At 47.0% G+C, this 23,363-nt stretch carries 21 protein-coding genes; 9 read left to right on the plus strand and 12 right to left on the minus strand.

Features of this window, described 5'->3' with window-relative positions; all coding sequences use genetic code 11:
* Window positions 1-83 precede the first annotated feature (83 nt).
* From MKZ13_RS21895 to spoVAC, 6 genes are all read right to left on the minus strand, one after another.
* Entirely contained in the window at window positions 84-2,297 is a 2,214-nt protein-coding gene (locus MKZ13_RS21895; RefSeq protein ID WP_339178120.1) for a transglutaminase domain-containing protein, read from the minus strand.
* A complete protein-coding gene (locus MKZ13_RS21900) occupies window positions 2,294-3,478 on the minus strand; it encodes a DUF58 domain-containing protein (protein ID WP_339185431.1) in 1,185 nt (394 codons plus the stop codon). Before MKZ13_RS21900 ends, MKZ13_RS21895 begins: the two co-directional genes overlap by 4 nt.
* Window positions 3,479-3,544: 66 nt before the next feature.
* Window positions 3,545-4,501, minus strand: a complete 957-nt coding sequence (locus MKZ13_RS21905; RefSeq protein ID WP_221821935.1) for a MoxR family ATPase — start codon at window positions 4,499-4,501, stop codon at window positions 3,545-3,547.
* Window positions 4,502-4,709: 208 nt separating this feature from the next.
* Complete coding sequence (gene spoVAE / locus MKZ13_RS21910; RefSeq protein ID WP_036615159.1) at window positions 4,710-5,060, minus strand: stage V sporulation protein AE; 351 nt, start codon at window positions 5,058-5,060, stop codon at window positions 4,710-4,712.
* A 5-nt stretch (window positions 5,061-5,065) separates the two neighbouring features.
* On the minus strand, window positions 5,066-6,082 hold the full coding sequence (spoVAD, locus tag MKZ13_RS21915; RefSeq protein WP_339178124.1) for a stage V sporulation protein AD: 1,017 nt from the start codon (window positions 6,080-6,082) through the stop codon (window positions 5,066-5,068).
* On the minus strand, window positions 6,079-6,531 hold the full coding sequence (spoVAC, locus tag MKZ13_RS21920) for a stage V sporulation protein AC (RefSeq protein ID WP_047844446.1): 453 nt from the start codon (window positions 6,529-6,531) through the stop codon (window positions 6,079-6,081). Before spoVAC ends, spoVAD begins: the two co-directional genes overlap by 4 nt.
* Before the next feature lie 630 nt (window positions 6,532-7,161).
* On the opposite strand from spoVAC, the gene MKZ13_RS21925 reads away from it, so the two are divergent.
* Together MKZ13_RS21925 and MKZ13_RS21930 are read left to right on the plus strand one after the other, a co-directional pair.
* Window positions 7,162-8,235: a M42 family metallopeptidase gene (locus MKZ13_RS21925; RefSeq protein WP_339178126.1), complete on the plus strand. Its 1,074-nt coding sequence runs from the start codon at window positions 7,162-7,164 to the stop codon at window positions 8,233-8,235.
* A 158-nt stretch (window positions 8,236-8,393) separates the two neighbouring features.
* Window positions 8,394-8,714 (plus strand): hypothetical protein, encoded by a 321-nt coding sequence (locus MKZ13_RS21930; RefSeq protein ID WP_076214284.1) that lies wholly within the window; start codon window positions 8,394-8,396, stop codon window positions 8,712-8,714.
* 230 nt (window positions 8,715-8,944) lie between these two features.
* On the opposite strand, the gene MKZ13_RS21935 is transcribed toward MKZ13_RS21930, so the two are convergent.
* Window positions 8,945-9,652 (minus strand): metal-dependent hydrolase, encoded by a 708-nt coding sequence (locus MKZ13_RS21935; RefSeq protein ID WP_339178129.1) that lies wholly within the window; start codon window positions 9,650-9,652, stop codon window positions 8,945-8,947.
* A 275-nt stretch (window positions 9,653-9,927) separates the two neighbouring features.
* On the opposite strand from MKZ13_RS21935, the gene nirB reads away from it, so the two are divergent.
* From nirB to MKZ13_RS21955, 4 genes are all read left to right on the plus strand, one after another.
* Entirely contained in the window at window positions 9,928-12,357 is a 2,430-nt protein-coding gene (nirB, locus tag MKZ13_RS21940) for a nitrite reductase large subunit NirB (RefSeq protein ID WP_339178131.1), read from the plus strand.
* Window positions 12,358-12,415: 58 nt separating this feature from the next.
* Window positions 12,416-12,742 carry a nitrite reductase small subunit NirD gene (gene nirD / locus MKZ13_RS21945; protein ID WP_076214275.1) on the plus strand — a complete coding sequence of 109 codons (327 nt, stop codon included), beginning with the start codon at window positions 12,416-12,418 and terminating at the stop codon, window positions 12,740-12,742.
* A gap of 49 nt (window positions 12,743-12,791) precedes the next feature.
* Entirely contained in the window at window positions 12,792-13,574 is a 783-nt protein-coding gene (locus MKZ13_RS21950) for a formate/nitrite transporter family protein (RefSeq protein WP_133385581.1), read from the plus strand.
* Between the two features lie 208 nt (window positions 13,575-13,782).
* A complete protein-coding gene (locus MKZ13_RS21955; RefSeq protein ID WP_221821926.1) occupies window positions 13,783-14,412 on the plus strand; it encodes a YfbR-like 5'-deoxynucleotidase in 630 nt (209 codons plus the stop codon).
* Here the strand turns inward: MKZ13_RS21955 and MKZ13_RS21960 are convergent, their stop codons facing one another.
* Window positions 14,413-15,222, minus strand: a complete 810-nt coding sequence (locus MKZ13_RS21960; RefSeq protein ID WP_221821924.1) for a response regulator — start codon at window positions 15,220-15,222, stop codon at window positions 14,413-14,415.
* Window positions 15,223-15,226: 4 nt separating this feature from the next.
* Entirely contained in the window at window positions 15,227-17,140 is a 1,914-nt protein-coding gene (locus tag MKZ13_RS21965) for a histidine kinase (protein ID WP_339178138.1), read from the minus strand.
* A 144-nt stretch (window positions 17,141-17,284) separates the two neighbouring features.
* Between MKZ13_RS21965 and MKZ13_RS21970 the strand changes: the two genes are divergently transcribed.
* The 3 genes from MKZ13_RS21970 to MKZ13_RS21980 all read left to right on the plus strand — a co-directional run bounded on the left by MKZ13_RS21970 (window position 17,285) and on the right by MKZ13_RS21980 (window position 20,385).
* A complete protein-coding gene (locus MKZ13_RS21970; RefSeq protein WP_339178141.1) occupies window positions 17,285-18,586 on the plus strand; it encodes an ABC transporter substrate-binding protein in 1,302 nt (433 codons plus the stop codon).
* 100 nt (window positions 18,587-18,686) lie between these two features.
* Entirely contained in the window at window positions 18,687-19,559 is an 873-nt protein-coding gene (locus tag MKZ13_RS21975) for a sugar ABC transporter permease (RefSeq protein WP_339178143.1), read from the plus strand.
* A gap of 1 nt (window position 19,560) precedes the next feature.
* Window positions 19,561-20,385 (plus strand): carbohydrate ABC transporter permease, encoded by an 825-nt coding sequence (locus tag MKZ13_RS21980; protein WP_339178144.1) that lies wholly within the window; start codon window positions 19,561-19,563, stop codon window positions 20,383-20,385.
* Window positions 20,386-20,546: 161 nt separating this feature from the next.
* Here the strand turns inward: MKZ13_RS21980 and MKZ13_RS21985 are convergent, their stop codons facing one another.
* From MKZ13_RS21985 to MKZ13_RS21995, 3 genes are read right to left on the minus strand one after another with little or no spacing between them, the layout of a single operon-like run.
* Entirely contained in the window at window positions 20,547-21,875 is a 1,329-nt protein-coding gene (locus tag MKZ13_RS21985) for an MFS transporter (protein WP_036615192.1), read from the minus strand.
* A 20-nt stretch (window positions 21,876-21,895) separates the two neighbouring features.
* The gene (locus MKZ13_RS21990) at window positions 21,896-22,531 is read right to left on the minus strand and encodes a TetR/AcrR family transcriptional regulator (protein WP_339178147.1); all 636 of its coding nucleotides are present in this window, start codon (window positions 22,529-22,531) and stop codon (window positions 21,896-21,898) included.
* Between the two features lie 60 nt (window positions 22,532-22,591).
* Entirely contained in the window at window positions 22,592-23,359 is a 768-nt protein-coding gene (locus MKZ13_RS21995) for an ABC transporter ATP-binding protein (protein WP_047843824.1), read from the minus strand.
* Window positions 23,360-23,363: the final 4 nt, after the last annotated feature.

Genomic DNA, 23,363 nt, shown 5'->3' on the forward strand with positions numbered 1-23,363 from the left:
ACTATATCACAAATCCGTCTTTCCTGAAAATGCATACAGCGCCTGATGGCATAGGAAAAAAGGAAAAACGGGACGGGCAACAACTATGCCCGTTCCGCTTTCAGTTCCTTCCGCAGCTTCAAGGCGGTCTGATAGACGCCCTTCCAGTCGTCGGCAGTTACGGACGCTGGACTGTAACGAGTCTGTTCAAACTTCGTGAGAAGCTCATGCAATGTTGCTTCTGCAGCAGGTTTTGCCTGGCTCCAGCGGGTTACCGATTCACGAAGTGTCTCGTCTCCGCTCCGGGTCAACCCTTTGCGTTTCACATACTGAATCCAACGCTCGGTCTCTGCCACTACCTTCTGTTCAGGGGTGAGCGGTCCACCTGTCCGTAGACGAAGCAGGAAGAATCGCATGGAGAAACGATTACGCCAGAACATATATGTTACCCACAATACGATAATGGCTCCTGCAGCCCAGATAACAAAAGTCGGGATGGCAGACGATGTCTGCTCAGGTGCAGGGGTCTGCTCTTCCTCTTGTACCGGCTCCTCTTCTGGCTCTTCTTCAGGCTCATCTACAGGTTGTACATCAGGCTGTTCCGTCAGCAGCGGCATATCAAAGCCCGGCGTTGCTTCAACAGGAATCCATCCATACTCACCAAAATAGACCTCTGCCCAGGAGTGTGCATCTGCATTGGTAACGGTGTAGGTCGTCTCAATCTCCGCGCCAGGTTGACGTGGAGCCTGCATGTCCGAATTCAGGGACAGTTGTCCAGGCGCATAACCTTTAACCCACCTTGCAGGAATGCCCTCCGAGCGCGCCATCATCACCAGCGCAGTGGAGAAGTAATCACAGTAGCCTTCCATAATGTCGAACAGGAAACCTTCCACAAAGTCGCTGCTTACTTTTCGAGATAAATCCGGATTGTTCGTGTATTCAAAATTAGTTTGTAAATAGTTTTGCAGTAATGCCACTTTTTCATACGGAGTATTCGCAGATGCCGTTATCTCGGCTGCTAGATCTGACACCCGGTCAGGGAAACGGGATGGTAACTGCAAGTACATATCATCTGCCGGATTACTGTTATACAGATCTTCAAATGACTTCGTACGAAGCTCATCTTCCACAATCACAGGGGCTTCCGATACGACAGTATACGTCTTGGGATACTGCGGTTGCTGACGGTCTGTCACCACATGAAGTTCAGCCTGTTCGGCATTCCACAACATCCGTTCCGTTCTGTCTTCACCATTAATCGAGCTAACTTCAGCGATCGAATAAGCACCGAAGAGAATCGGATAGACATTATCATTCAGCATCGTTACATTCTGAGTCACTTGTTTGGTATTCACATTACCGGATTCCTGGTTCTCCAGAGGCTGTCCGGCTTCAACATTCTCTGTTGAACCCCGTCCACGGTCATCCCAGCCTGTGCCTGTATACTCTGCACGTGTCTCACCGCGCCAATAACTGCGCTCATTGGTGGTGACAGACATGACAGGGGTATAGTCGAAGTTGAATCCTCCACCAAGCTGATTGTCTTCCCTGCTGTATCCCGATTCGGTAGCCGCCGGAATATCAAGGTTTCCATTACCAGCCTGATTGGTAGAAGTTCCGGTATAGTTACGCCAAGCTGTGTATGGATCCGTCAAGGTGGGTGGAATCTCCGGCATATTAACGCTGGCTACAATAATCAAAGAAAAGATAATAGCAATATTGGCCAGGACCTTATAAGGATAACGGATGATTCGTTTCCAACCTTGTGGATACTGTAGCTGATAGTTACGGAAATGCTGACATACGAGCCATCCCATCCCCGCAAACATCACCCACGCGATTTCAATCCAGAGCGGAATCTGAGTGAAAGAATCGAGAATCCCCATCGAAATGATGTTAACACCCAGAAAAACAAGAATGCGACGTGTTGTGGTCACGAGTCGAAGCGCAGCTTCAAGCATCACCCATGCACACAGGGAGAACCAGATGTACGGCGTCATGTGTAATATGAATTGTTCCGCTCGGTCCGTTAAAGAGCCATAAGGGATGTACACCGTATAATCAATTAGCGTTTTATGCAAAATGTAACCAACAACGACCGCCTTGATGATCGCCCGATACATCGTTTTGAAGGGCAGAATGACCTCCAGCACACTGACCGCTGCAAGTGTCCATAACACCAGAGAAGTGGTTTCCGTGTACCACGATTCCTGCGTAAATGAAATCCACTGCATTCCAATCAGGAAAATCCAGAGCAACGACGCTGCATGATACCAGGATCGCTTGCCTGCAATACTTTCATTTCCTTTTGTACTCATACAGAACCTCCCCCCATCACCGTTGGAAGCTCCTGCAAGTGAGAAACAGTGAATGACCTCGTGCCTCTTCCACGCAACATGGCATTCCACTCCGCACTCCGGCGGGATTCACTGGTATCGATCAGAATATGACATGGAGTCATGCCCCGCGTATCGGCCCAGCGCAACAGTTCCATTATTTTTTCATCCTTCTGGGGAGAAATCACGACAAAGTAGGCTCCCTGAGGCAGTTGACGTACGATTCTTTCCACGCCGGGCAACAGATGGGTATCCTGACCGTTATATTGAATATCCACCAGATGATGCATCATCTTCTGTCGTTCCATCAGACTTTCACTGGGGGCCATGAAGGATGTCTGTTCTGACAATGTCAACAGCCCCATCCCCATTCGTTCCCTGACACCATACTCCAGCAGAGAGGCAGCCGTGGAAACGGCAATTTCGAAAGCATCCCCATGTTCATAACTTGATGCCAGCGCATCCAGAACCAGAATGGTTTTGGGCACAGACTCATGTTCAAACTCCTTGGACTTCCAGTTCCCTGTCTTTGCCGTGGCATTCCAGTGAATGCGGGAAAGTCGATCTCCGTATACGTAGTCACGTACACCATTGATCTGAGTGGTCTCTCTCCGTGAACGGGTTAACGCCGTCTGAGGACCGGATAACCGTGATTTGCGGTCGTAGAGCTGCCAATATGGAATAAATACGGTTCTTGGCAGTACACGAAACTCACCTTTGGCCTTAAACTTTCCTCGATGTTCAATCAGTCCAAATATGTCCTCGCTGGCACATTCCGTTTCCGAAAAAACATACTTTCCCCGCTCAAGTGGCGGTGTCTGAAAAGACAACTCGCCATTCCCTCGCATATTGGGAATCAAACTTTCCTTGAACGACCACGATTCTCCGTTGTGCCGATGCAGCATTTCACGTACAACAACATAGGGAAGCGGGAGGAATCCCGGAATCGTCAGACTCAGCTGTACTTGAACCTGGTCACCCGCATGCAGCAATTCTTCGTGGTCTGGACCAGAAGATAACCTACGAACTCCTTGAGCACGTCTTACCCCGCTAAATCCAGCAATGGCAAGATACACACAGAGCAGGGTCACCATCGACAGCAACATAAGGGATGTCTTCCCGCCCTGAAACAAAACATAAGCCAGACAGCACATCCACACCATTGCGATGCTCCATACGCGTGGGTGGCGTAACCCTCTATTGACTGTTCTAAAAAGCGGCTTCATGAACTATTGCCCCATGGAGACGGGCACGCGTACTTGCTGGAGTACGGCTTTCAAAACGGCCTCGGAACTCATACTGTCCAGTCTCGATTCGGGACGAAGCACAATACGATGAGAGATCACATAAGGGGCCATCGTTTTCACATCATCCGGAAGCACATAATCACGTTCCTGCAAGAAAGCAAAGGCTTTTACGGCCATCATGAACGATATGGCTGCCCGTGGGCTGGCACCCAGCAATACAGATGGGTGGGAGCGGGTTTGGCGAACAACATCCAACAAATAGTCCATAACCGGATCACCGATAAAGACCTCTTTAATCTCCTGCTGGATTGCCGAGATCTGGTCCATATGAGTCACGGATTCAAGGCGATCTACAGGCTGACCGAGCTGATGCTGTTTCAATAGAATTTTCTCAATTTCCTTATCAGGATAACCCAGACTTATTTTCAACATAAACCGGTCGAGTTGTGCTTCCGGCAAAGTATACGTACCTTCAAAATCAATCGGATTCTGAGTTGCACAGAGCATGAATGGATGTGGCAGATCATACGTATCACCATCAACGGTTACACTGCGCTCCTCCATCACTTCGAGCAGAGCCGATTGGGTTTTTGTTGTGGCCCGGTTAATCTCATCAGCTAGCAAAATGTTGGTCATCACAGGACCTGGCCGGAAGTAAAACCGCTCATCCTTCGGATGAAACACAGATACCCCCGTAATATCACTTGGTAGAATATCAGGATTACATTGAATGCGTCGGTACTCACCACGCATGGATTTCGATAATGCCTTGATTAATTGCGTTTTGCCAGTTCCCGGTACGTCTTCAATCAGAACGTGCCCGCCTGCAAGCAAAGCTGTAAGTAAAAGTTGAATTTCAAAGGATTTCCCCATAATACAGGATTCCAGATTTGAACGAACTGCGGATATGATTTGGATCGACTCTTTGCGCACAGGCATGTGGTCTAACCTCCTAAAAAAGCATACAGATTTCCTTTTATTGTACATGATCCAGAGTCACGAGTACACTCGAAGGAACTCACAATTTGTTTCCAGCCCGTCAGATTCACCGCAGTTCTCGCATGAATACGACAAAAAAGGCCCGGATAGAAGTTATCCGAAGCCTTTGTTGAATCGCAATATGTTCAAGTAGATTTCTCATTCTATGTTAGCCTTTTGGTCTAACGACCAATGCCGCGAGAAAAGAAAAGATGATCGCTGACGAAATCCCCGCCGCAGTCAGATCGAAAATCCCTGTAATCACACCCAGCCATCCCTCTTTTTCCAGCTCCGTCAATGCCCCGTGCACTAAGGAATTACCGAAACTTGTGATGGGGATGGTTGCACCCGCACCTGCAAATTTAACCAGGGGGTCATACACGCCAAATGCATCCGCAAGCGCACCTGTCACAACAAGTGTACTCATGGTATGAGCTGGCGTCAGTTTAACCCCATCCATTAGAAGCTGTCCGATAACACAGATTAAACCGCCAACAATAAATGCCCACAAGAACTGCATTACCCTTATCCCTCCTTTTCTATGGCTACGGCATGTGCAATACAAGGAATACTTTCACCCTGCTGGTACGAAATCGGAGATAACAGCGCACCCGTAGCAACGACGAGCACCCGTTTAAGATCCCCCTTCTGCATCCGGTTCAAAATGTGACCATAGGTGACGGTGGCAGAACATCCGCAGCCACTTCCACCGGCAACAACATAAGGCTGTTTCTCCCGATCATAGATCATCAGGCCGCAGTCATTAAAAACCGTCTGTTCCATGGGAATGCCTTCTTTTTGCAAAAGCTCTTTCGTAATTGGCAGACCAACGGAAGCCAGATCCCCGGTCACAATGAGATCATAATAGCCGGGTTCCAATCCCGTATCCCTGAAATGAGAGATTATGGTGTCGGCTGCTGCTGGCGCCATGGCTGAACCCATGTTAAAGGGATCTTTGATGCCCAAATCCATAATGCGTCCAATCGTGGCTTTGGTAACAACGGGACCATCACCAGTACGGGAGACCACACCACACCCTGATCCTGTGACGGTATATTGCGCATAAGGCGGCTTTTGGGAACCATACTCCGTCGGATACCGAAATTGTTTTTCCACCGTACAGTTGTGGCTCACCGTTCCTGCAAGGACATAATCTCCAGCTCCGGAGTCAACAATCATGGACGCTAACGCTAACGTTTCCATGGAAGTAGAACAGGCTCCAAAGACACCCAAGTAAGGCACACCCAGTTTTCGCGCTGAAAAGGAACTGCTGATAATCTGGTTCATCAGATCTCCACCCACAAAAAAGTGAAGCTCTTCCTTGGTGATATTTGCATTAACCAATGCCAGTTGGGAGGCCTGTTCGAGCAGTTTGCGTTCTCCCTTTTCCCACGTTTTCTCGCCGATCTCGAGGTTGTCATAGACATAATCGAAATCAGATGACAGTGGACCCTCGCCTTCTTCTGGTCCTACAACTGCGGCTTTACCGATGATCCGCGGACGATTCTCAAACTGCCACGTCTGGCGACCCAATCGTTTCACAGGTGCCCACCTCCAAATCCCAAAAAGGCGTAAACAATCCCTACGACAAATGCTGCCACGACACCAAACACGATAACGGAACCAGCAAGTTTAAACATGTTGGCCCCTACACCGAGCACCAGTCCTTCAGCACGATGTTCCAGTGCAGCAGAACACATGGAATTGGCAAAGCCGGTAACCGGCACAGCAGTTCCTGCTCCTGCCCATTGAGCCATTTTATCGTAAACGCCGAGACACGTTAGAATAACCGATATGAGAATCATGACCGCCACTGTAGGACTAGAAGCTTCCTTCGATGTCATGTCGAAACCGGCCATAAAAGCCTCTTGAATGGCCTGTCCAATCAAACAGACCGTACCCCCAACCAGAAATGCTTTGAGGCAATTTTTCAGGATTGGACGAGGCGGCTCATGTTTTTTTGCGACTTTTTTGTACTCCTTTTCATCCATGGACAGGGACGACGATTTTTTTTCGCTTCCGGATGCAGATTGAGCTGGCAAGATACAAGACCTCCTCTATGTGAAATGGTTCAAAGCTACGGCTGAATGCCAATGTGTGTAATCCTATATTCATTGTTTGTTAATAATCGGAAGGTTATGTATCCGGCGACAGACAGCATATGTTTCCAACAAGATCATGTTGTGGAAGCAGGATGCGAATATGCCGGTTCTGAGGACTTCTAGATACGTTCTATAAATAAAGAAGAACAATCACGAGCAAGATAAAAAGAACGATAAACAGTACTTTTTCCGTGCCCTCTTCTGGAGGTTTCATTGGATATTTAGCTCCTTCCTGAAACAGACAAACAAATATCGAACATAAAGAACATCACAAAATGATGACATCTTCTCCATCTATTCATATTCATCGAAGTGTCATCAGGACTATGACTAAAGCGGATAGAATCATGAAACTTGGACACGGTAAGCGCCCAAAACATGCCTTAAATACGTGACATAAACATGGACAATCACTTGCGCAAGGTTCATACTGTAATGTGACCAGTGGTTAAATAACAACAGGCGGGTAGCCGTTCTACTGTGACCTGAAATACATACCAACAGAGGAGTTGTTGACACATGAATGAAAAAACGATAGATATGTTTCGTACGTTGACGGAATTTCCTTCCGCATCCGGTTTTGAACGTGAGCTTCGCGGCTGGATGAAAGATAAGCTTTCCGCTTATACCGATGAGTTCGTCCAGGATCGCCTGGGGAGTCTATTTGGAGTATTACGCGGGGAGGAATCCGGTCCCAAAGTTATGGTAGCCGGACACTTTGACGAAGTAGGTTTCATGACTACGGGCATTACGGAAACAGGCATGATCAAATTCCGCCCACTGGGTGGATGGTGGAGTCAGGCTGTACTGTCTCAACGATTGGAAATTATCACACCTGATCGTCGGATTACCGGAGTGGTAGGTTCTACCCCTACACACTTGCTGGATGAGTCGCAGCGGAACAAACCTGTGGATCTGAACACCATGTATCTCGACATTGGGGCGGACAACCGTGCGGAAGCAGAATCTTGGGGCATCCACCCAGGTATGCAGATTGTGCCGATCTGTGAATTCACACCTATGGCCAATCCTAAGAAGATTATGGCTAAAGCGTGGGATAATCGTTACGGCGTAGGACTTGCACTTGAACTGGTTGAAGCGCTTCACAAGGAAAAACTGCCTAACACACTCTATGCTGGTGCAACGGTTCAAGAAGAACTGGGGCTTCGCGGTGCACGTACGGCGGCCAACTTGATTCAGCCTGATATCTTCTTTGCACTTGACTGTAGCGCGGCGAATGATATGACAGGTGACAAACAGTCCTTTGGACATATCGGAGAAGGCGCATTGCTTCGTATTTTTGACCCGGGTATGTTCACCCATCGCGGAATGGTGGAATATGTTCAAGATACGGCTTCATCCAATCAGATCAAAATGCAGTATTTCATCTCACCAGGTGGTACCGATGCAGGTCAAGTTCACCTGAGTGGCGTTGGTGTACCATCAACAGTTATTGGTATCTGCGCACGTTATATCCATACCTCATCTTCCATCATTCATACGGATGACTACGATGCAGCCAAAGAACTGATCGTGAAGCTGGTCAAAGGTCTTGATCGGACAACGATGAATACCATAATTAATAACGCGTAATTGCTGACAAGAGACCTCCTAACAATCGGGAGGTCTTTTTTTATATTCACAACGATATCAGTTAGACACGTAGATTAATAGGCCGAACATTATAGGGAATTATACATAAGATACAATAACGGAAGATGAATTAAACACCAAGCAGCGGGGGACCTGTTATGGCAGTGAGAAGGAATGGAAAATCGAATAAAGGCTCCAAAAAAACAAATGCCGCAAACACCCTTCTCAATGGCAACCTTAAAGGAAGAAATCTGGAACTTATCGTTGCAGCATTACTGGTCAGTGGGAAGTTAAGAGTGGATGCGGTCACGTTGTTTCGAGAAGCTACACTGGTCGTTGAACTGGTCGGACAATATAAAACGTTACAAAATATCACACCATCGAATCAAGACAAACTGGTGCAATTCCTGGATGAGATTGGTGGGGACATGACGTTGAATGATGTTATACGGGCTTTCCAACAAAGAATCAATTCTTAACGCCAAGAAATGAGGTTGAAGTGATGTCTGACTTTGACGGAAATGGGTTCGCTGAACTACTGATCATTGTCATTCTTATTGTTTTATTTGTATTTGGTTCTTCCGATATTGACGACCTGACTGATTCTCCTTCTCAATCCTGAATTGGCTAGGTTAATACGATCCATTCATTATGAAATGCATTCCTGTAAACGCCAGCCCACAATATGCGGGCTGGCGTTTTTGGATGGCTATAGAAATAGCGGTGAGAATGCAATCCAGGCCAAAATAAGAGTAAGCACAATGCAGACATTCTCTACAACGGCCCCACGCTTGGTCCCTGTACTCATCAGATTCACCCGTATGCGCCACTTAAGCGGTGGTAACGGACGAATACCCCGATTGGTTAGTGAATCGGCCAACAGATGCATCGCATATGCCGTGCCTCCCGCTACCCAGATCTCCGGTCCCTGCTGCTGGGTCGTGCTGTACAACAAGCCCGCCCATATTGCTGTTCCATATAAGGTATGCGTCAACCCCCTATGAGTTAGCGTGGTGCACAGCATAAGCAGGCTACCTGCAATCAGATTCCACGGGGCAAATGCGTGACCATAAAAGACCAGCCCGAGTCCAATCGCAAACATCAACACTTTGCGAAGCGAACGCGAAGGAAGGAATGACACAAGCGCAATGAGGATCGCAAGCAACAGGTTCCATGGTTTGGCATGAACATAGAAGTACACAAATACAGCTGTGGGCAACAGAATCGTCTGTAACAGCCTGATCAGACTGTTAGGCAAGGCTTTGGATACCAGCAGCGAATTCGGCTCATCAATGTCAGGCAATAACGAACCAATCATAGCAACCGTAACTGCCGGCGCTGTCACCGGCATACCGGCCAACTGCAGAACAGAAAGCGACACGCCTGTCCCGATAATAAGGTGGGATCTTCCCATCATGATGCAAAAACGTCCTTTCGAAGAAATCGGGAACAATACGGCCCATTTCCGATTTTACAACGAAAACAAAATAAGAACAATAGTTCGCATTTCTTATTTGTATGAAAATAAATATCATTTTCTGTGATGGGGCTCACACTATTATATTTATGACTCTTTTATCTTTATTAGTGAATTAAATCACATAAACTGTCGTCAACTACTTGTATAATTTCAAATATAAACCACTAAAATTGTTGGTAATGTACAGCGTCTAACCAAGGAGGCATACACACATGAACGGAAAAAAAGAGAAACTCGTTATCATAGGTAACGGAATGGCAGGAATCAGTACCGTAGAACAAATTTTGAAATTAACTACGCGATTTGATATTACTGTTTTTGGCACAGAGCCCTACCCTAACTACAACCGCATTATGTTGTCCTATGTATTGGAAGGAAGCAAAACACTGGATGACATCGTCCTGAATGATCTCCACTGGTATCAGGATTATGGTATTACCCTCCATACAGGAACAACCGTAACCCGAATTGATTCGGATACCCATGAGGTTGTGACGGAGGATGGAACTTGCTTCCCTTATGACAAAATCATCATTGCGACAGGCTCTAACTCCTTTATTCTCCCAGTACCTGGACATGACAAAGAAGGTGTTGTCGGTTTCCGCGATATCGCCGATTGCAATGTCATGCTGGAAGCTGCTAAGCAGTATAAACGAGCGGCCGTTATCGGAGGCGGACTGCTAGGCCTTGAAGCTGCCAAAGGGTTGGTACAACTTGGCATGGAAGTTACCGTAGTGCACTTGATGCAGGATCTGATGGAGCGTCAGCTTGATCCGCAAGCTTCAGCCATGTTGAAGGCGGAACTCGAACGTCAGGGTATCCGGTTCAAAATGGGTGCGCAGACTTCCGAACTGCTGGGCGGCGAACGGGTTGAAGGGATACGTTTTGCAGATGATACGGTTCTGAATGTTGATTTTGTGGTCATGGCTGTAGGCATTAAACCCAATACGGCTGTAGCCCGCGAAAGCGGTATGGAAGTCAACCGGGGTATTGTCGTGGATGACTATATGCAGACTTCACTTGAGAATGTGTACTCGGTCGGGGAATGTACAGAGCACCGCGGGGTATGTTACGGCCTCGTTGCCCCATTGTTCGAACAAGGTATGATTCTGGCGAAACATATCTGCGGGGTTGAAACGGCTCCTTATGAAGGTTCTGTTGTATCTACGAAATTGAAAATTTCGGGTGTAGACGTCTTTTCAACCGGTGAATTCATCGACAGTCCGGAGCACACCGTCATTTCGCACAAAGATGACTGGAAACGGACTTACAAAAAAATTCTGCTTCGTGATAATAAAATGGTCGGCGCCGTGCTCTTCGGTGACATTACGGATTCTGCCGAATTGCAGAAGCTGATTAAACAACAGACCGAAATGACCGAAGAATTGTATGGTTCGCTCATGGGTACAGGCTGCGGTGGTCATAAGAAAGCAACCTCTGTTGAAACGATGCCCGAGGACGAGATCGTCTGTGGATGTAACGGGGTAACCAAAGGAACCATTGTGGATGTCATTACAAACCAGGGCCTTACTACTGTAGATGAAATCAAAGCCTGTACTGGTGCAACCCGCTCTTGCGGTGGTTGTAAACCGGTTGTGGAACAGATTCTGCAATATGTACTTGGAGACAGTTTCAGCAGTGGAGCCAAACAGGGAATATGCGGATGTACTTCCATGGGACGGGATGAGATTGTAGCCGAGATTCGTGCAAAGGGATTACAAACGACCAAAGAGGTCATGAATGTACTGGGTTGGAGTCAACCTGAAGGTTGTTCCAAATGTCGTCCGGCGATCAACTACTACCTTGGCATGATTGCACCAGATACACACGAAGATGAGAAAGAATCCCGTTTTGTTAACGAACGTATGAACGCGAATATTCAAAAGGATGGAACGTATACGGTTGTACCTCGGATGTATGGCGGGGTGACTACACCAGCGGACCTTAAACGAATCGCTGACGTATCAGTCAAATATGATGTGAAAGCAGTCAAAGTGACTGGGGGTCAGCGTCTCGACTTGATTGGTGTTAAAAAAGAAGATCTGACCAAAGTCTGGGCTGAACTGGATATGCCTTCAGGTTATGCTTACGCCAAATCGCTGCGTACGGTCAAAACATGTGTCGGCTCCCAATTCTGCCGATTCGGCACACAGGATTCCATGGCCATGGGCGCTCGCATCGAACGTAAATTCGAACGTCTGGATCTTCCAGCCAAGTTTAAATATGCTGTCAACGGTTGTCCGCGGAACTGTGCAGAAGCATGTACAAAAGATATCGGTATCGTTGGTAACGACGGCGGCTGGGAAATCTTCATCGGCGGTAACGGCGGTATTAAATCAAGACTTGCTGATTCCCTATGTAAAGTGAAAACGGATGAAGAGTTGATTGAACTGTGTGGAGCCATCATGCAATATTACCGCGAGACAGGTAACTATCTGGAACGGACGTCCGAGTGGGTGGAACGCATGGGGCTGGAGCATATTCGTTCGGTGGTTGTAGATAACCTTGAGGAACGTAAAGCGTTGATGCAGCGGATTGAATTTGCACTTGAGCATGTTGAAGAACCTTGGCAAAAAGCGATTCGCAATGAAGAAGGCCAAAGCAAAATGTTCCATGGTATCGAAGTATCGGCTCGTCCATAAGTAAGTTCGCAAGATTAATATTGCCGGAATGTTAAATATAGATAAGGAGTGGTTTAAGATGACGACCAAACAATCAGGCACCTACTTCCCTGCCGGAGTAGTTGAAGAATTCCTGCCACGAATCGGAAGAGTAGTTGAAATTAAGGATCAACAGCTTGCTGTCTTTCGTGCATCGGATGGAACCATCTTCGCTGCGGATAATCACAATCCCCACCCTAAGGGTGGGCCGCTGGCTGAAGGCATCGTGTCCGGGCATTATCTGTACGATCCACTGTATGATTGGAAAATCGACCTGACTACCGGTCTTGTGCAAGCACCGGACAACGGTCAAGTACAGATGTATCCGGTGAAAGTAGAGAACGGCCAAGTCTGGATTGAAATATAGCTCCATTGAAACGTTCAAAGATTGATGCAAAATAATGGGGGAAACCGTGATGTATACACCAAGTGTTGAGGGAATTATTGAAGCTGCGGTTAAAAAACGGGATCAAATGAACGCAAGCCTGCCACGGTATATGGTTGCAGCCTTGATGGCTGGTGCCTATGTAGGACTTGGCATCGTTCTGATCTTCAGTATCGGTGCTCCGCTCCTTGCGGCGCAGTCACCACTGCAAACCATGTTGATGGGCATGTCCTTCGGACTCGCGCTCACGCTGGTCATTTTTGCCGGATCGGAACTTTTTACAGGTAACAATATGTTCTTTACCATGAGTACACTGGCTGGCCGAACCACAGTGAACGAAACGTTGAAGAACTGGGGGCTCGTCTTTGTTGGTAACCTGCTCGGCGCAATTCTATTAAGTCTACTTATAGTCGGTAGCGGCCTGTTTAAAACGGCCACACCGGAACATCTGCTGTTTGTCGTCTCTGCCAAAAAGATGGCGGCGCCCGTATCCGAGTTATTTTTCCGAGGAATTCTCTGTAACTGGCTCGTCTGTCTGGCGATCTGGATGGCCGCTCGCTCCAAAGAAGATATCGCCAAACTTGTTCTTATCTGGTGGTGTCTGTACGCATTTATCGCAAGTGGTTATGAGCACAGTGTTGCCAATATGACTTTGCTGTCTTTATCCTGGTTGCTGCCAAACCACCCGGATACAATCACGATGGCAGGCTGGTTCCACAACATGATTCCGGTAACGCTTGGTAATATTATCGGGGGTGCCCTCTTTGTCGGCATGGCGTACTGGTACACTTCACCGGTACGAAAAAAGGCATAATAGTTGATCTATTGCACTTATCTACGTTAGGTAGCATAACATTTGCACAGATAAAGCCACGATGGATGACGGACTCACGTTCAGTCACCCATCGTGGCTTTCTGGCTTCATTTTACATTCAATGTATACATCGTTAATCCGTGGTTAATATAACTGAAGTATAGTCAGTGTATACGCCCACCTAACTTGTAAAGGATGATCTCTTCTTATGGGAATTCATACGTACTTCAGATCACTGAATGATCTTGAACGCATTATTCGGACCCCTGGCAAATTCAAGTTCGAAGAACATTGTGTATCCGCCCATTCCTGGAAAGTGGTTCAGTACGCCAAAACGTTGGCCGATATTGAAGAACAGCAAGGCGTAAGCATTGATTGGAAGAAGTTATACGAGATTACCAGCAGTCATGATTATGGCGAAATCTTCATCGGTGATATCAAAACACCAGTCAAACATTATTCACTGGAGCTGCGTTCGATGCTGCAAAAGGTGGAAGAAGGCATGGTTGAACATTTTATTAATGAAAATATTCCTGAAGAGTTCCAGCCTATTTTCCGCAGACAGCTGCGTGAGGGCAAAGACCAATCGGTTGAAGGACTGATTCTCGAAGTCGCAGACAAGATGGATCAGGTATATGAAGCCTTTGCTGAGCTCCAACGTGGCAATACGGAGAAAGAATTTATCGTTATGTACCGTTATGCCTTGGTCAAAATCAAAAATATCGACCTCCACTGTGTACAGTATTTCCTGGAACAGATTCTCCCCGACATGATCGAAGAAGGTATCCGCTCCCCGTTTGATATTCGCAAAATAACCGAAGAAGCTCTGGCCCAGTGATCAGCTCAAGTCAACATGGTGCTCATCATCCATGGACAGGGCTTTTTTTCGTTCCTGCAATTGCAGTCGGTACTCGCTAGGGTACATGCCCGTTTTGTTTTTGAAGATCCGGCTGAAATAGTGGGAGTCACTATACCCTACCGCTCCACCAATGGTCTTGATATCCATATTCTCGTGAGTGACGAGCATGCGCTTCGCTTCATTAATCCGCAGACCTGTCATATATTTCAGCGGTGTCTCCCCCGTCACCTTCTTGAAGCACTTTCCCAGATAGTCCACACTAAAATGCATCTGTCCCGCCATGTCCTGGAGTGTAATCTCATGCATGTAATTCTGCTTCAAATACAACTTAACAGCCTCTGCGATATCCTCCGGCTTCACCTGCTCATCCAGCACGGCACTGACATGGGCAAGCGAATCCACAGCGCTCCCAAGCTTCAATTCCATCGCATCCAGCAGTGTCCGAAGCTGATCTTCCGATAATGGTTTGAGCAGATAATCCTCCACCTTGTAACTGATCGCCTGCCGTGCATATTCGAATTCATGATAACCACTCAGAATGACAATTTTCACATGCGGATAGGCAAAATACAGATGTTTGGCAAGTTCCAATCCATTCATTACCGGCATCTGTATATCAGTTACAACCAGATCAGGTACGGAATGTTCAATCAGCTGTAACGCTTCCTGACCGTTCCGCGCTTCACCGATTACCTCGAACCGGGTGTCCAACTCTCTGAATTTGCGCGAGACATTCCGGCGAATCAGGGCTTCATCTTCCACAATAATCGTTCTATATTTGATTGTCATGGGTTCAGTCATGCTCCTTTCGAATGGAACCGCCTATGGTAATCTGGACACCGCCGGAAGGCTTGTTCGTAATCTGCATGTGGGCTGCTGTGCCATACCATAATTTCAATCGGACCCATATATTCTTGAGTCCCATGCCGTTAATTTCGAGGTCAGGCATACGCTCCCACTCCTGTGACTGTTCGATATAATGCATGGTCTTGGCAAGTGCCTCGGGTTCCATGCCAGGCCCGTTGTCTTCTACGTGGATCTGCCAGGTCTGCTGTACCGTATCCAACTCTCCAGTAATATTCAGTTTCCATGGAGGGGTATCACCCAGTCCATATTTCATGGCATTTTCGAGTAGTGGTTGTACCATTAACATTGGAACCTGAATATGTTGCATCTCATCCGGAATATGAAACTCATAGTGTAGATCATCCTCAAACCTAATCTTCATACACTCCAGATATCGCTCACAATAATCCAATTCTTGAGACAGGGGAACCCCATTCTTTCCCGGAGTAGAAATATAACGCAGCATAGACGCAATATTGGCGCAGAACGCGACAATCTGCTCATTCATGCCTTCTTCCGCCATGATGCTGATATTGGTGATGTTGTTATAGAGAAAATGCGGGTTCATCTGGGATTGCAGCGCCAGTAATCTCGCTTCTGTCTCCTGAGATTTCATCGCCAGCCTGTCCTGAAACGATTGCACAAGCTGTTGATTCAGCCGGATAAACGTATCATTCAGCTCATCCATCTCCCGAATAGAACCGGGATGCTCCAGCTTGAACAACTGACCGGAATCCTGACCCGATACCAGATCATTCTCACCCGTTTTCTGAATAATGCGCTGCAAACGATGCAGCGGCAAAGTAACCCTTTTGGAAATCAGATACGAGAGAACCAGAATCAGCACGAGAGTAGCTAACGTGGCACCGATAAACATCACAGCCATCCGGTTGAGACTTGCGAAAAGGGATTGTTTGGACTGCATGACAATAACGGTCCATCCCGTCTCCTGTGACGTCATGTACGTCATCATTTGTTTGGACTGACTCAAAGGATCAGTAATCTCCTGCATCGTATCAGGCGGAAATGAAAGATTTTGAATCAATTCCACATCATCGAAATGGCCTGCTTGAGAAACATCGGCATCCGAAGAAAGTGGATACAACCGTGTATTTTGTTCATCCACTACATAGATCCGAAGATCGTTGTTATTCGCCTGCAATTCATTCAAGTGCTGGAACAGGGTTCCGGCATCCTGCAAAATCTCAACGACACCCTGGCTGACATAATTGCCATCTTTGTATACCCGTGTTAGTGAAATGTAGGGTTGATCCGCTTTCCCCTCACCTGTTGGCATGGGTAAAGCTCCCCCCTCTAACAATTGGATTACCCGCCATCCACTCCGCTCCCAGGTTTCCTTGTACCACGGTCGCTGAGTCAGGTCTACCGACAGTTGACCGTTGAATGCACCCGCTCCCAGCATTTTGCCATTCACATCATAGATATTGGCCTGTTTGGCTGTATTGGAGCTGCTGATGATCGCAAGAATGACATCAATTAATGTGGTTGTATCCTTATACAATGCCGGATCACTCGTCATTGTCTGCTCGCTATTCTCCGCTGGTGCCAAGTAGTGACTGAAGTGTTCTTTGACCAGATTGGAGTACACGATATTCATGGAGAAGTTGTTCATTTTCACCACTTCCTGATCCAAGTTACTGACGATTGATACCCCCAGTTGTCTCTGTTGTTCTTCACTTCGATGACGGATGTCACTCGCGAGAAAAACATACAGGAGTCCTGCCACAATGAGCGAAAAAATAATGAATACCGCAGAGTAATAGGCAAACAGACTTTGCTGAAGCGTTCCAAATCGATATCGCAATCCCCACACACCTCGTCCTATGATGATATCTGTCACACCATTCGAAAATGTCCACCCAACAGAACGCTTTTGTCTATTGAGCACATCCGCTGTTCACAGTAAAGTTATCCACATAAGAATACGCTTACATTAAGCGTTTCGGCAAGTGACAATTTTCTTTATATTCCGGGAGGTTCAATGATGAGAAAACGATTTCTATTTTCGCTTGCAAGTGTGCTCCTGCTCTCCACCCTGCTGCTTGCCGGGTGCAACTCAGGGAAAAGTACGGAAGGTTCGGGTAAAGTGACACTCACGTTTGGAACAAGCCAATCCGGTATTCCACGTACAGGCATCATGCAGACGATGGCCAAGGAATATGAGCAGGAGACGGGTGTCAAAATCGACTTTCAGGTGGTACCTGACGCACAGTGGCGTGACCTGATCAAGGTGAAGCTGGCCTCTGGTGAAGCACCTGACATTTTCAATGTCGATGTGGACCCATTGAGCATGCCGGCTAACGTAAGACCAGAGGAAAATGCCATTGACCTGACCAATGAGGAATTCACAGGTCGGATGTCTGAAGAGATTTTGCCAACCGTCAGTCACAATGACAAGGTCTACGGGGTTTCTTTTGCGCCAACAAAAATCTGGTATGTGTACTATAACAAACGTATCTTTCAAGAGCTCGGTATAGAGCCTCCTACATCCTATGCCGAATTCAAGGTAATCAGCCAGAAAATTAAGGATAAAGACATTATCCCATTCTATCAGGCACCTGCCAGCGGGTGGTATCAGGTTCTGCCTTTGTTCGAAACGGGACCTAACTATGAGCAAACAACAGCAGGAACCTACGAGAAGCTGAACAATAATGAGATGAAAGTCGCAGATATGACGCAACTCAAGACGGTCATTGAACAATTGAAGGAATTTGCGGATCTCGGTTATTTCGGCAAAGACTTCTTGTCCAATACGGTAGAAGCGGGAATTGAAGCGTTTGGTCAGGAGAAGGCAGCGATGTTACTGCGGGTTCCAGGGACGGAAAAGGAAGTCTCCGAAGCGTATCCGACAATGAAAGACAATATGGGGTTCTTCGTCATGCCGTGGGGAGATAATCAGACGATTGGTGTGAATCCGGGCGGTTCAGCTGCGATGTTTGGTAACAAAAACAGTAAACATCCCGAAGAAGTGCTGAAATTCTTCCGCTGGATTACCGAGCATGATCATCTGCAACGTGTGTTCGATGAAGGTGAAGGCAATCTGACGATCTGCTGGCCGGAAATCGAACCAAAACTGACACAGGATTATATTGATTATGAGAAAAATCATGAAAAAGGTACGGTCATGCAGGCCGCTGTGAAATACATTGATCCACAATGGATGGATATTGGCAAAGACTTGTCAGGCATGTTCGCCGGCGCAATGACACCGGATCAGATTCTGCAAAATATTGATAAACGCCGTGCTGAACAAGCCAAAGTGCTGAAAGATGAGAAGTGGCAGTAACCACGCATATTTCAGATAAACACAAACGCACAACAGCGTTACATGCAGCGGGCATTTGCCCGTTTGTGTATTTTGGCAGGAAGGAAAGGTGTTACCGGTTATGAATGCAAACAAAATCTATCCCTGGTATTTCTCATCCGGAGCGATTGTATTATATCTGCTGTTCATCGTTGCTCCCGCCCTGCTGGGCATCTATTATTCCTTCACCGACTGGAACAGTTATAGTTCGGTGAAGAACTTTATCGGTCTGGAGCATTTCCGTACCATTCTCGCGGGTGATCCGACTTATCTTCTTTTTATCAAAAACACAGTCCTCTTCACCCTCGTGACATCCATCGCCAAGACGGTTCTCGGCTTGTTTCTGGCCCTGCTGCTGGTCAGCGGTGTAAAGGCCGCCAATCTGCATCGGATGATCATCTTCTCCCCGCAGGTGCTGTCGTTCCTGATTGTTGGACTTGTGTTCAAAAGTCTGCTCGACCCCAACAACGGGTTCGTTAACGTAACCCTACGTTCCATGGGACTGGACGTTCTCGCCCAGAACTGGCTGGGCTCCCTGACCTGGGCCATGCCATCCATTATGGCAGTGGATACGTGGAAAGGCATGGGGTATATCATGGTGCTGTTCATCGCCGGACTGCTCGCCATCCCCCGCGATTATTACGAGGCAGCGTCCATTGACGGTGCCGGGTTTGGGCAGAAGCTGTTCCGAATCACCATTCCGATGCTGATGCCAACGATCACCATCGCCACGGTACTCAATATTACGTATGGGCTGAGAGTATTCGATGCCGTATACGTGCTAACCAACGGTGGCCCTGGTAACGCAACAGATGTCATTAACACGGCCGTCTATTCCTCTTTTGCCAAAGGATATTGGGGACTCGGAAGTGCGCTATCTACCATTCTGTTTGTCATCATGGCGATCATCTCCTTTTTCATCATTCGTTTGATGAACCGAAAGGTGGAATACTGACATGAAATTGAGAAAAAGACTGGCTTCGATCGGGTTAAATGTACTCGCCTGGCTGCTCAGCATGGTGGTTCTGATTCCTTTTGTCGTCATTGTATTGAATTCATTCAAGTCGGACGCCGAGGCCAAAGTGCTTAAACTGACGTTGCCCGAGAAGTTTATTTTTGAAAATTACAAAATCGTCTATGAACAGGGACACTTGGGCGGTTCTTTTTTCAACAGTCTGCTGCATTCCGGGGCTTCTTCTCTGCTACTGGTATTTGTTGTGGCCTTCTCAGCCTTCACGTTATCACGCAACCATTCGAGGCTCAGCAAGTTCCTGTACTTCTTCCTGATTCTTGGTATCACCCTACCGCTTAACTACATTCCGCTGATGGAAGTCATGAAGTCCATGGGTATGATCAATTCACATGTCGGCATGATTCTGCTCTACACGGCCATGGGGATTCCAATCTCGCTGTTCATTACGTATGCGTTTGTGTCTAACATTCCGAAGGAGCTGGATGAAGCCGCGATCATGGACGGATGTAATGGGATCAAGCTGTTCCTGAGAATCATTGTACCTTTGTTAACCTCGGTGCTGGTAACGGTATTTGTTCTTAATTTCCTGAGTGTCTGGAATGAGTTTACTGCCCCACTCTATATGCTGAATACAGTGGAGATGTGGCCGATGACGCTGGCTGTATATAACTTCTTTGGACAATTCAGTGCCCAGTGGAATCTGGTTAGTGCCGATATCGTGCTCACATCATTGCCTGTGTTGATTGTGTTCCTCATAGGGCAAAAGTATATTGTGGGAGGACTAACTTCAGGAGCAGTTAAAGGGTAAGCTCCACCGACAATCCAAATTCACAAACGTATCTTGTCTAAGTACATCTGCCGACTCCTCAGCCCAAAAAGCCCTTGTCTGCTCATCGTGTGAATAACTTCTTCGTACACAAGAAGTATTGCACGCTGCTGCGGACAAGGGCTTACGCTGTTGGATTCGAATTAATCGTGCGCCAACCCGCCAACATCGGATGGGGCCGCTATATCTGGGCTCTGCTCCAGAGATTTGATCATTTTCAAGCGGGATGTGATTATTGCGATCAGAATAACAAACAGACCCGCGATGATAAACAGAAAGGCAATACCTCTGCCTGGCCCAGTTCCAATAATTTGACCAACAGACGAAGCCAGTGCTCCCCCCTCCATCAGCAACGGATTAAATACATGGTCGGCCAGAAATCCAGCCAAACTGTACGCAATAATAAACCCGAGTTGTGACAGAATACCAATGATTCCCCATACCCTGCCCTGCTTATCGTTGGCGATATTGTTTCGCACCAGCACATCTGCGCTCATATTGACAAACGGCAGTGATGACAGGAACAGGAAACCTGCGAAGATTATAAAATAAATGTTGGTGGATATCCCCAGAAGCGAGAAGGACAAACCGCACAAAATTAGACCCATCACAAGCACACTTGCGTATCTCTTTGTAATTGTAAATATGCCGATGCATAAGCTGCTAATCAGCATGCCGATGGCGCTAACAGACTGAAATGTTCCAAGTGTCTTTGCATCCGTGAATGACAGAAGCATCGGACCAATGAGTGTCTCCAGGAATCCCAGATAAAAGGTGACAAGAGAAATAATCACCACCAGCAACAATACTCCCTTGTTGGTTACAACTTCCCTCCAGCCCTCTTGAATATCGGTGATCCAGTTTTTTCCTTCTCGATCCTCTCGCTCCACCTTCATGCTCTTCCGAATAACCAGCACAGCCAGAATGGCAACCAGGAATGTCAGAATATTAATGACCAGAATGACTTCAATGGTTGTTATACTAAGCAGAATACCCGCAATGATGGGTGAAAACAGGAACTTCGAGGATTCAGCCAGTTGTACAAGACCGCTTCCTTTTGAGAATTGATCCTTATCCAGCAGGTCCGTAGCAGAAGCCTTATATGCCGGGCTCTGCAACGCGGAAAACACCGAACTAAAGGCCACTCCCACATAGATATGCCATAATTGGATATCACCTGTGAGCATAATGGACAGAATGAAAATCAAACCGGCTGCCGACCCCAGATCGCCGATAATCATCATCGTTCGACGGTCGAATCGGTCTGCCAGTACCCCTCCAATAGGTCGAAGCAGGATATTCGGCAGAAACGTGAATAAGGTGATCAATGCAACACTTGTTGCCGTATTCGTTTTTTCGAAGGCATACACCCCCAGGGAGAAGGCTGTAAGTCCAATTCCAATCATGGAGATGAGCTGACCGAACCATACTACCAGAAACTTTTTAAATGATTTTTGAACGGTATGTTCCATGGATGATACTCCTTTCTCGGCTAAGCTTGATTCGGAAAATAAAGACGAGTGACGTAGGCGAAGCTTCCTTGTTCTGCTCCCAGCACACGTTCCATAATATGTGTGAATGCTTCAACCTTTTTTTGGAGTTCTTCCTCCTCCCATTGAAAGATGCCTCGATCCAGCAAAAATTGTGAAGATACGAGCAGGAATTCGATGGATTCCTTTGGGTTAGGCGTATGAAATACCCCCTCCTGAATGCCCTGCTCTACCACCTCGGCCAAGATGGGACTTAATCGAATTACCGTCTCTACAAGACTCTTTTGGTGCATCTCCACATTATGAACACTGTGCAATTGCTCGATGAGATCATGTTTTCTGCCGTCAGGCTGATTCTGCGCCATCATGATGCGAAAAATTTTGTCATGGGCGTTTAGTTTGGGATCGGACACCACGTGCCTGGCCGATGCCTCCCCGCTCAGAATAAAACGCATGACGATGGCGTTCATAACCTCTTCCTTGGACTGAAAATAATAATAAAATGTACCCTTGGCAATGTTGCACGCCTGAAGGATATCCATAACCGTAGCTTTGGTATATCCTTTTGTCACAAACAGAATCTCGGCGGCATCCAAAATCTCATTCCTGCGTTCTTCCGGGTTTTTTATCAGTCTCATATCCTGGCCTCCGATACGTTCGACCGACTGTCGGTCTATTGTAGTCATGAGGTTCTTTTTTTAGAACCCCATTTCAGTCAACCATTGCGCCAAATGGCTTTCCCTTGTTTTTAGATCCTGACGCTCTCTTGCATATTTCCCAATATTTCTGTCTGCAACCAGCTTACCGTCCATCATAAACAGTACACGTTCCGATCTGGCAGCGACTTTCACATCATGGGTCACCAGCAGAATGGTTGTACCCGTTGCATTGATATCGCCCAGAATATCCATGATCTCATACGTTGATTTGGAATTCAGCGCCCCCGTTGGTTCATCGCCGAATAAAATATCTGGATTATTGATCAGCGCACGGCAGATGGCAATCCGTTGAAGCTGTCCGCCTGAGGCTTGGGTGATGTTATGCCCAGCAAGCTCATCAATCCCCATTTTTTTCATTAATGACATCGCCCGTGTATTAATCGTTTCTCTGCTGCTATTCTTGGCCAGATACGCGGAAAGTACAATATTGTCTAACAGATTCAGATTCTTGAGCAGATGAATATTTTGAAAGATGAATCCCATCTTGGTCAAACGTAGACTTGCCAGATCCCTCTCCTCAAACGCCGATATTTTTTTGCCATTAAAATAGACACTTCCAGCACTAATCTGATCCATGCCACTTATGTTGTACAGTAAGGTAGACTTGCCTGAGCCAGATGGCCCCATGATGGATACAAATTCTCCCTTTTTTAATTGAAGGTTGATATCTTTCAAGATGTTATGTTCTTCATTCTCGCCGATCGCTACGGATTTATTCACGTCTTTAGCCTCAAGTATAGTTGTCATCGTT

Source organism: Paenibacillus sp. FSL R5-0701 (assembly GCF_037973995.1).
Classification (GTDB): domain Bacteria; phylum Bacillota; class Bacilli; order Paenibacillales; family Paenibacillaceae; genus Paenibacillus.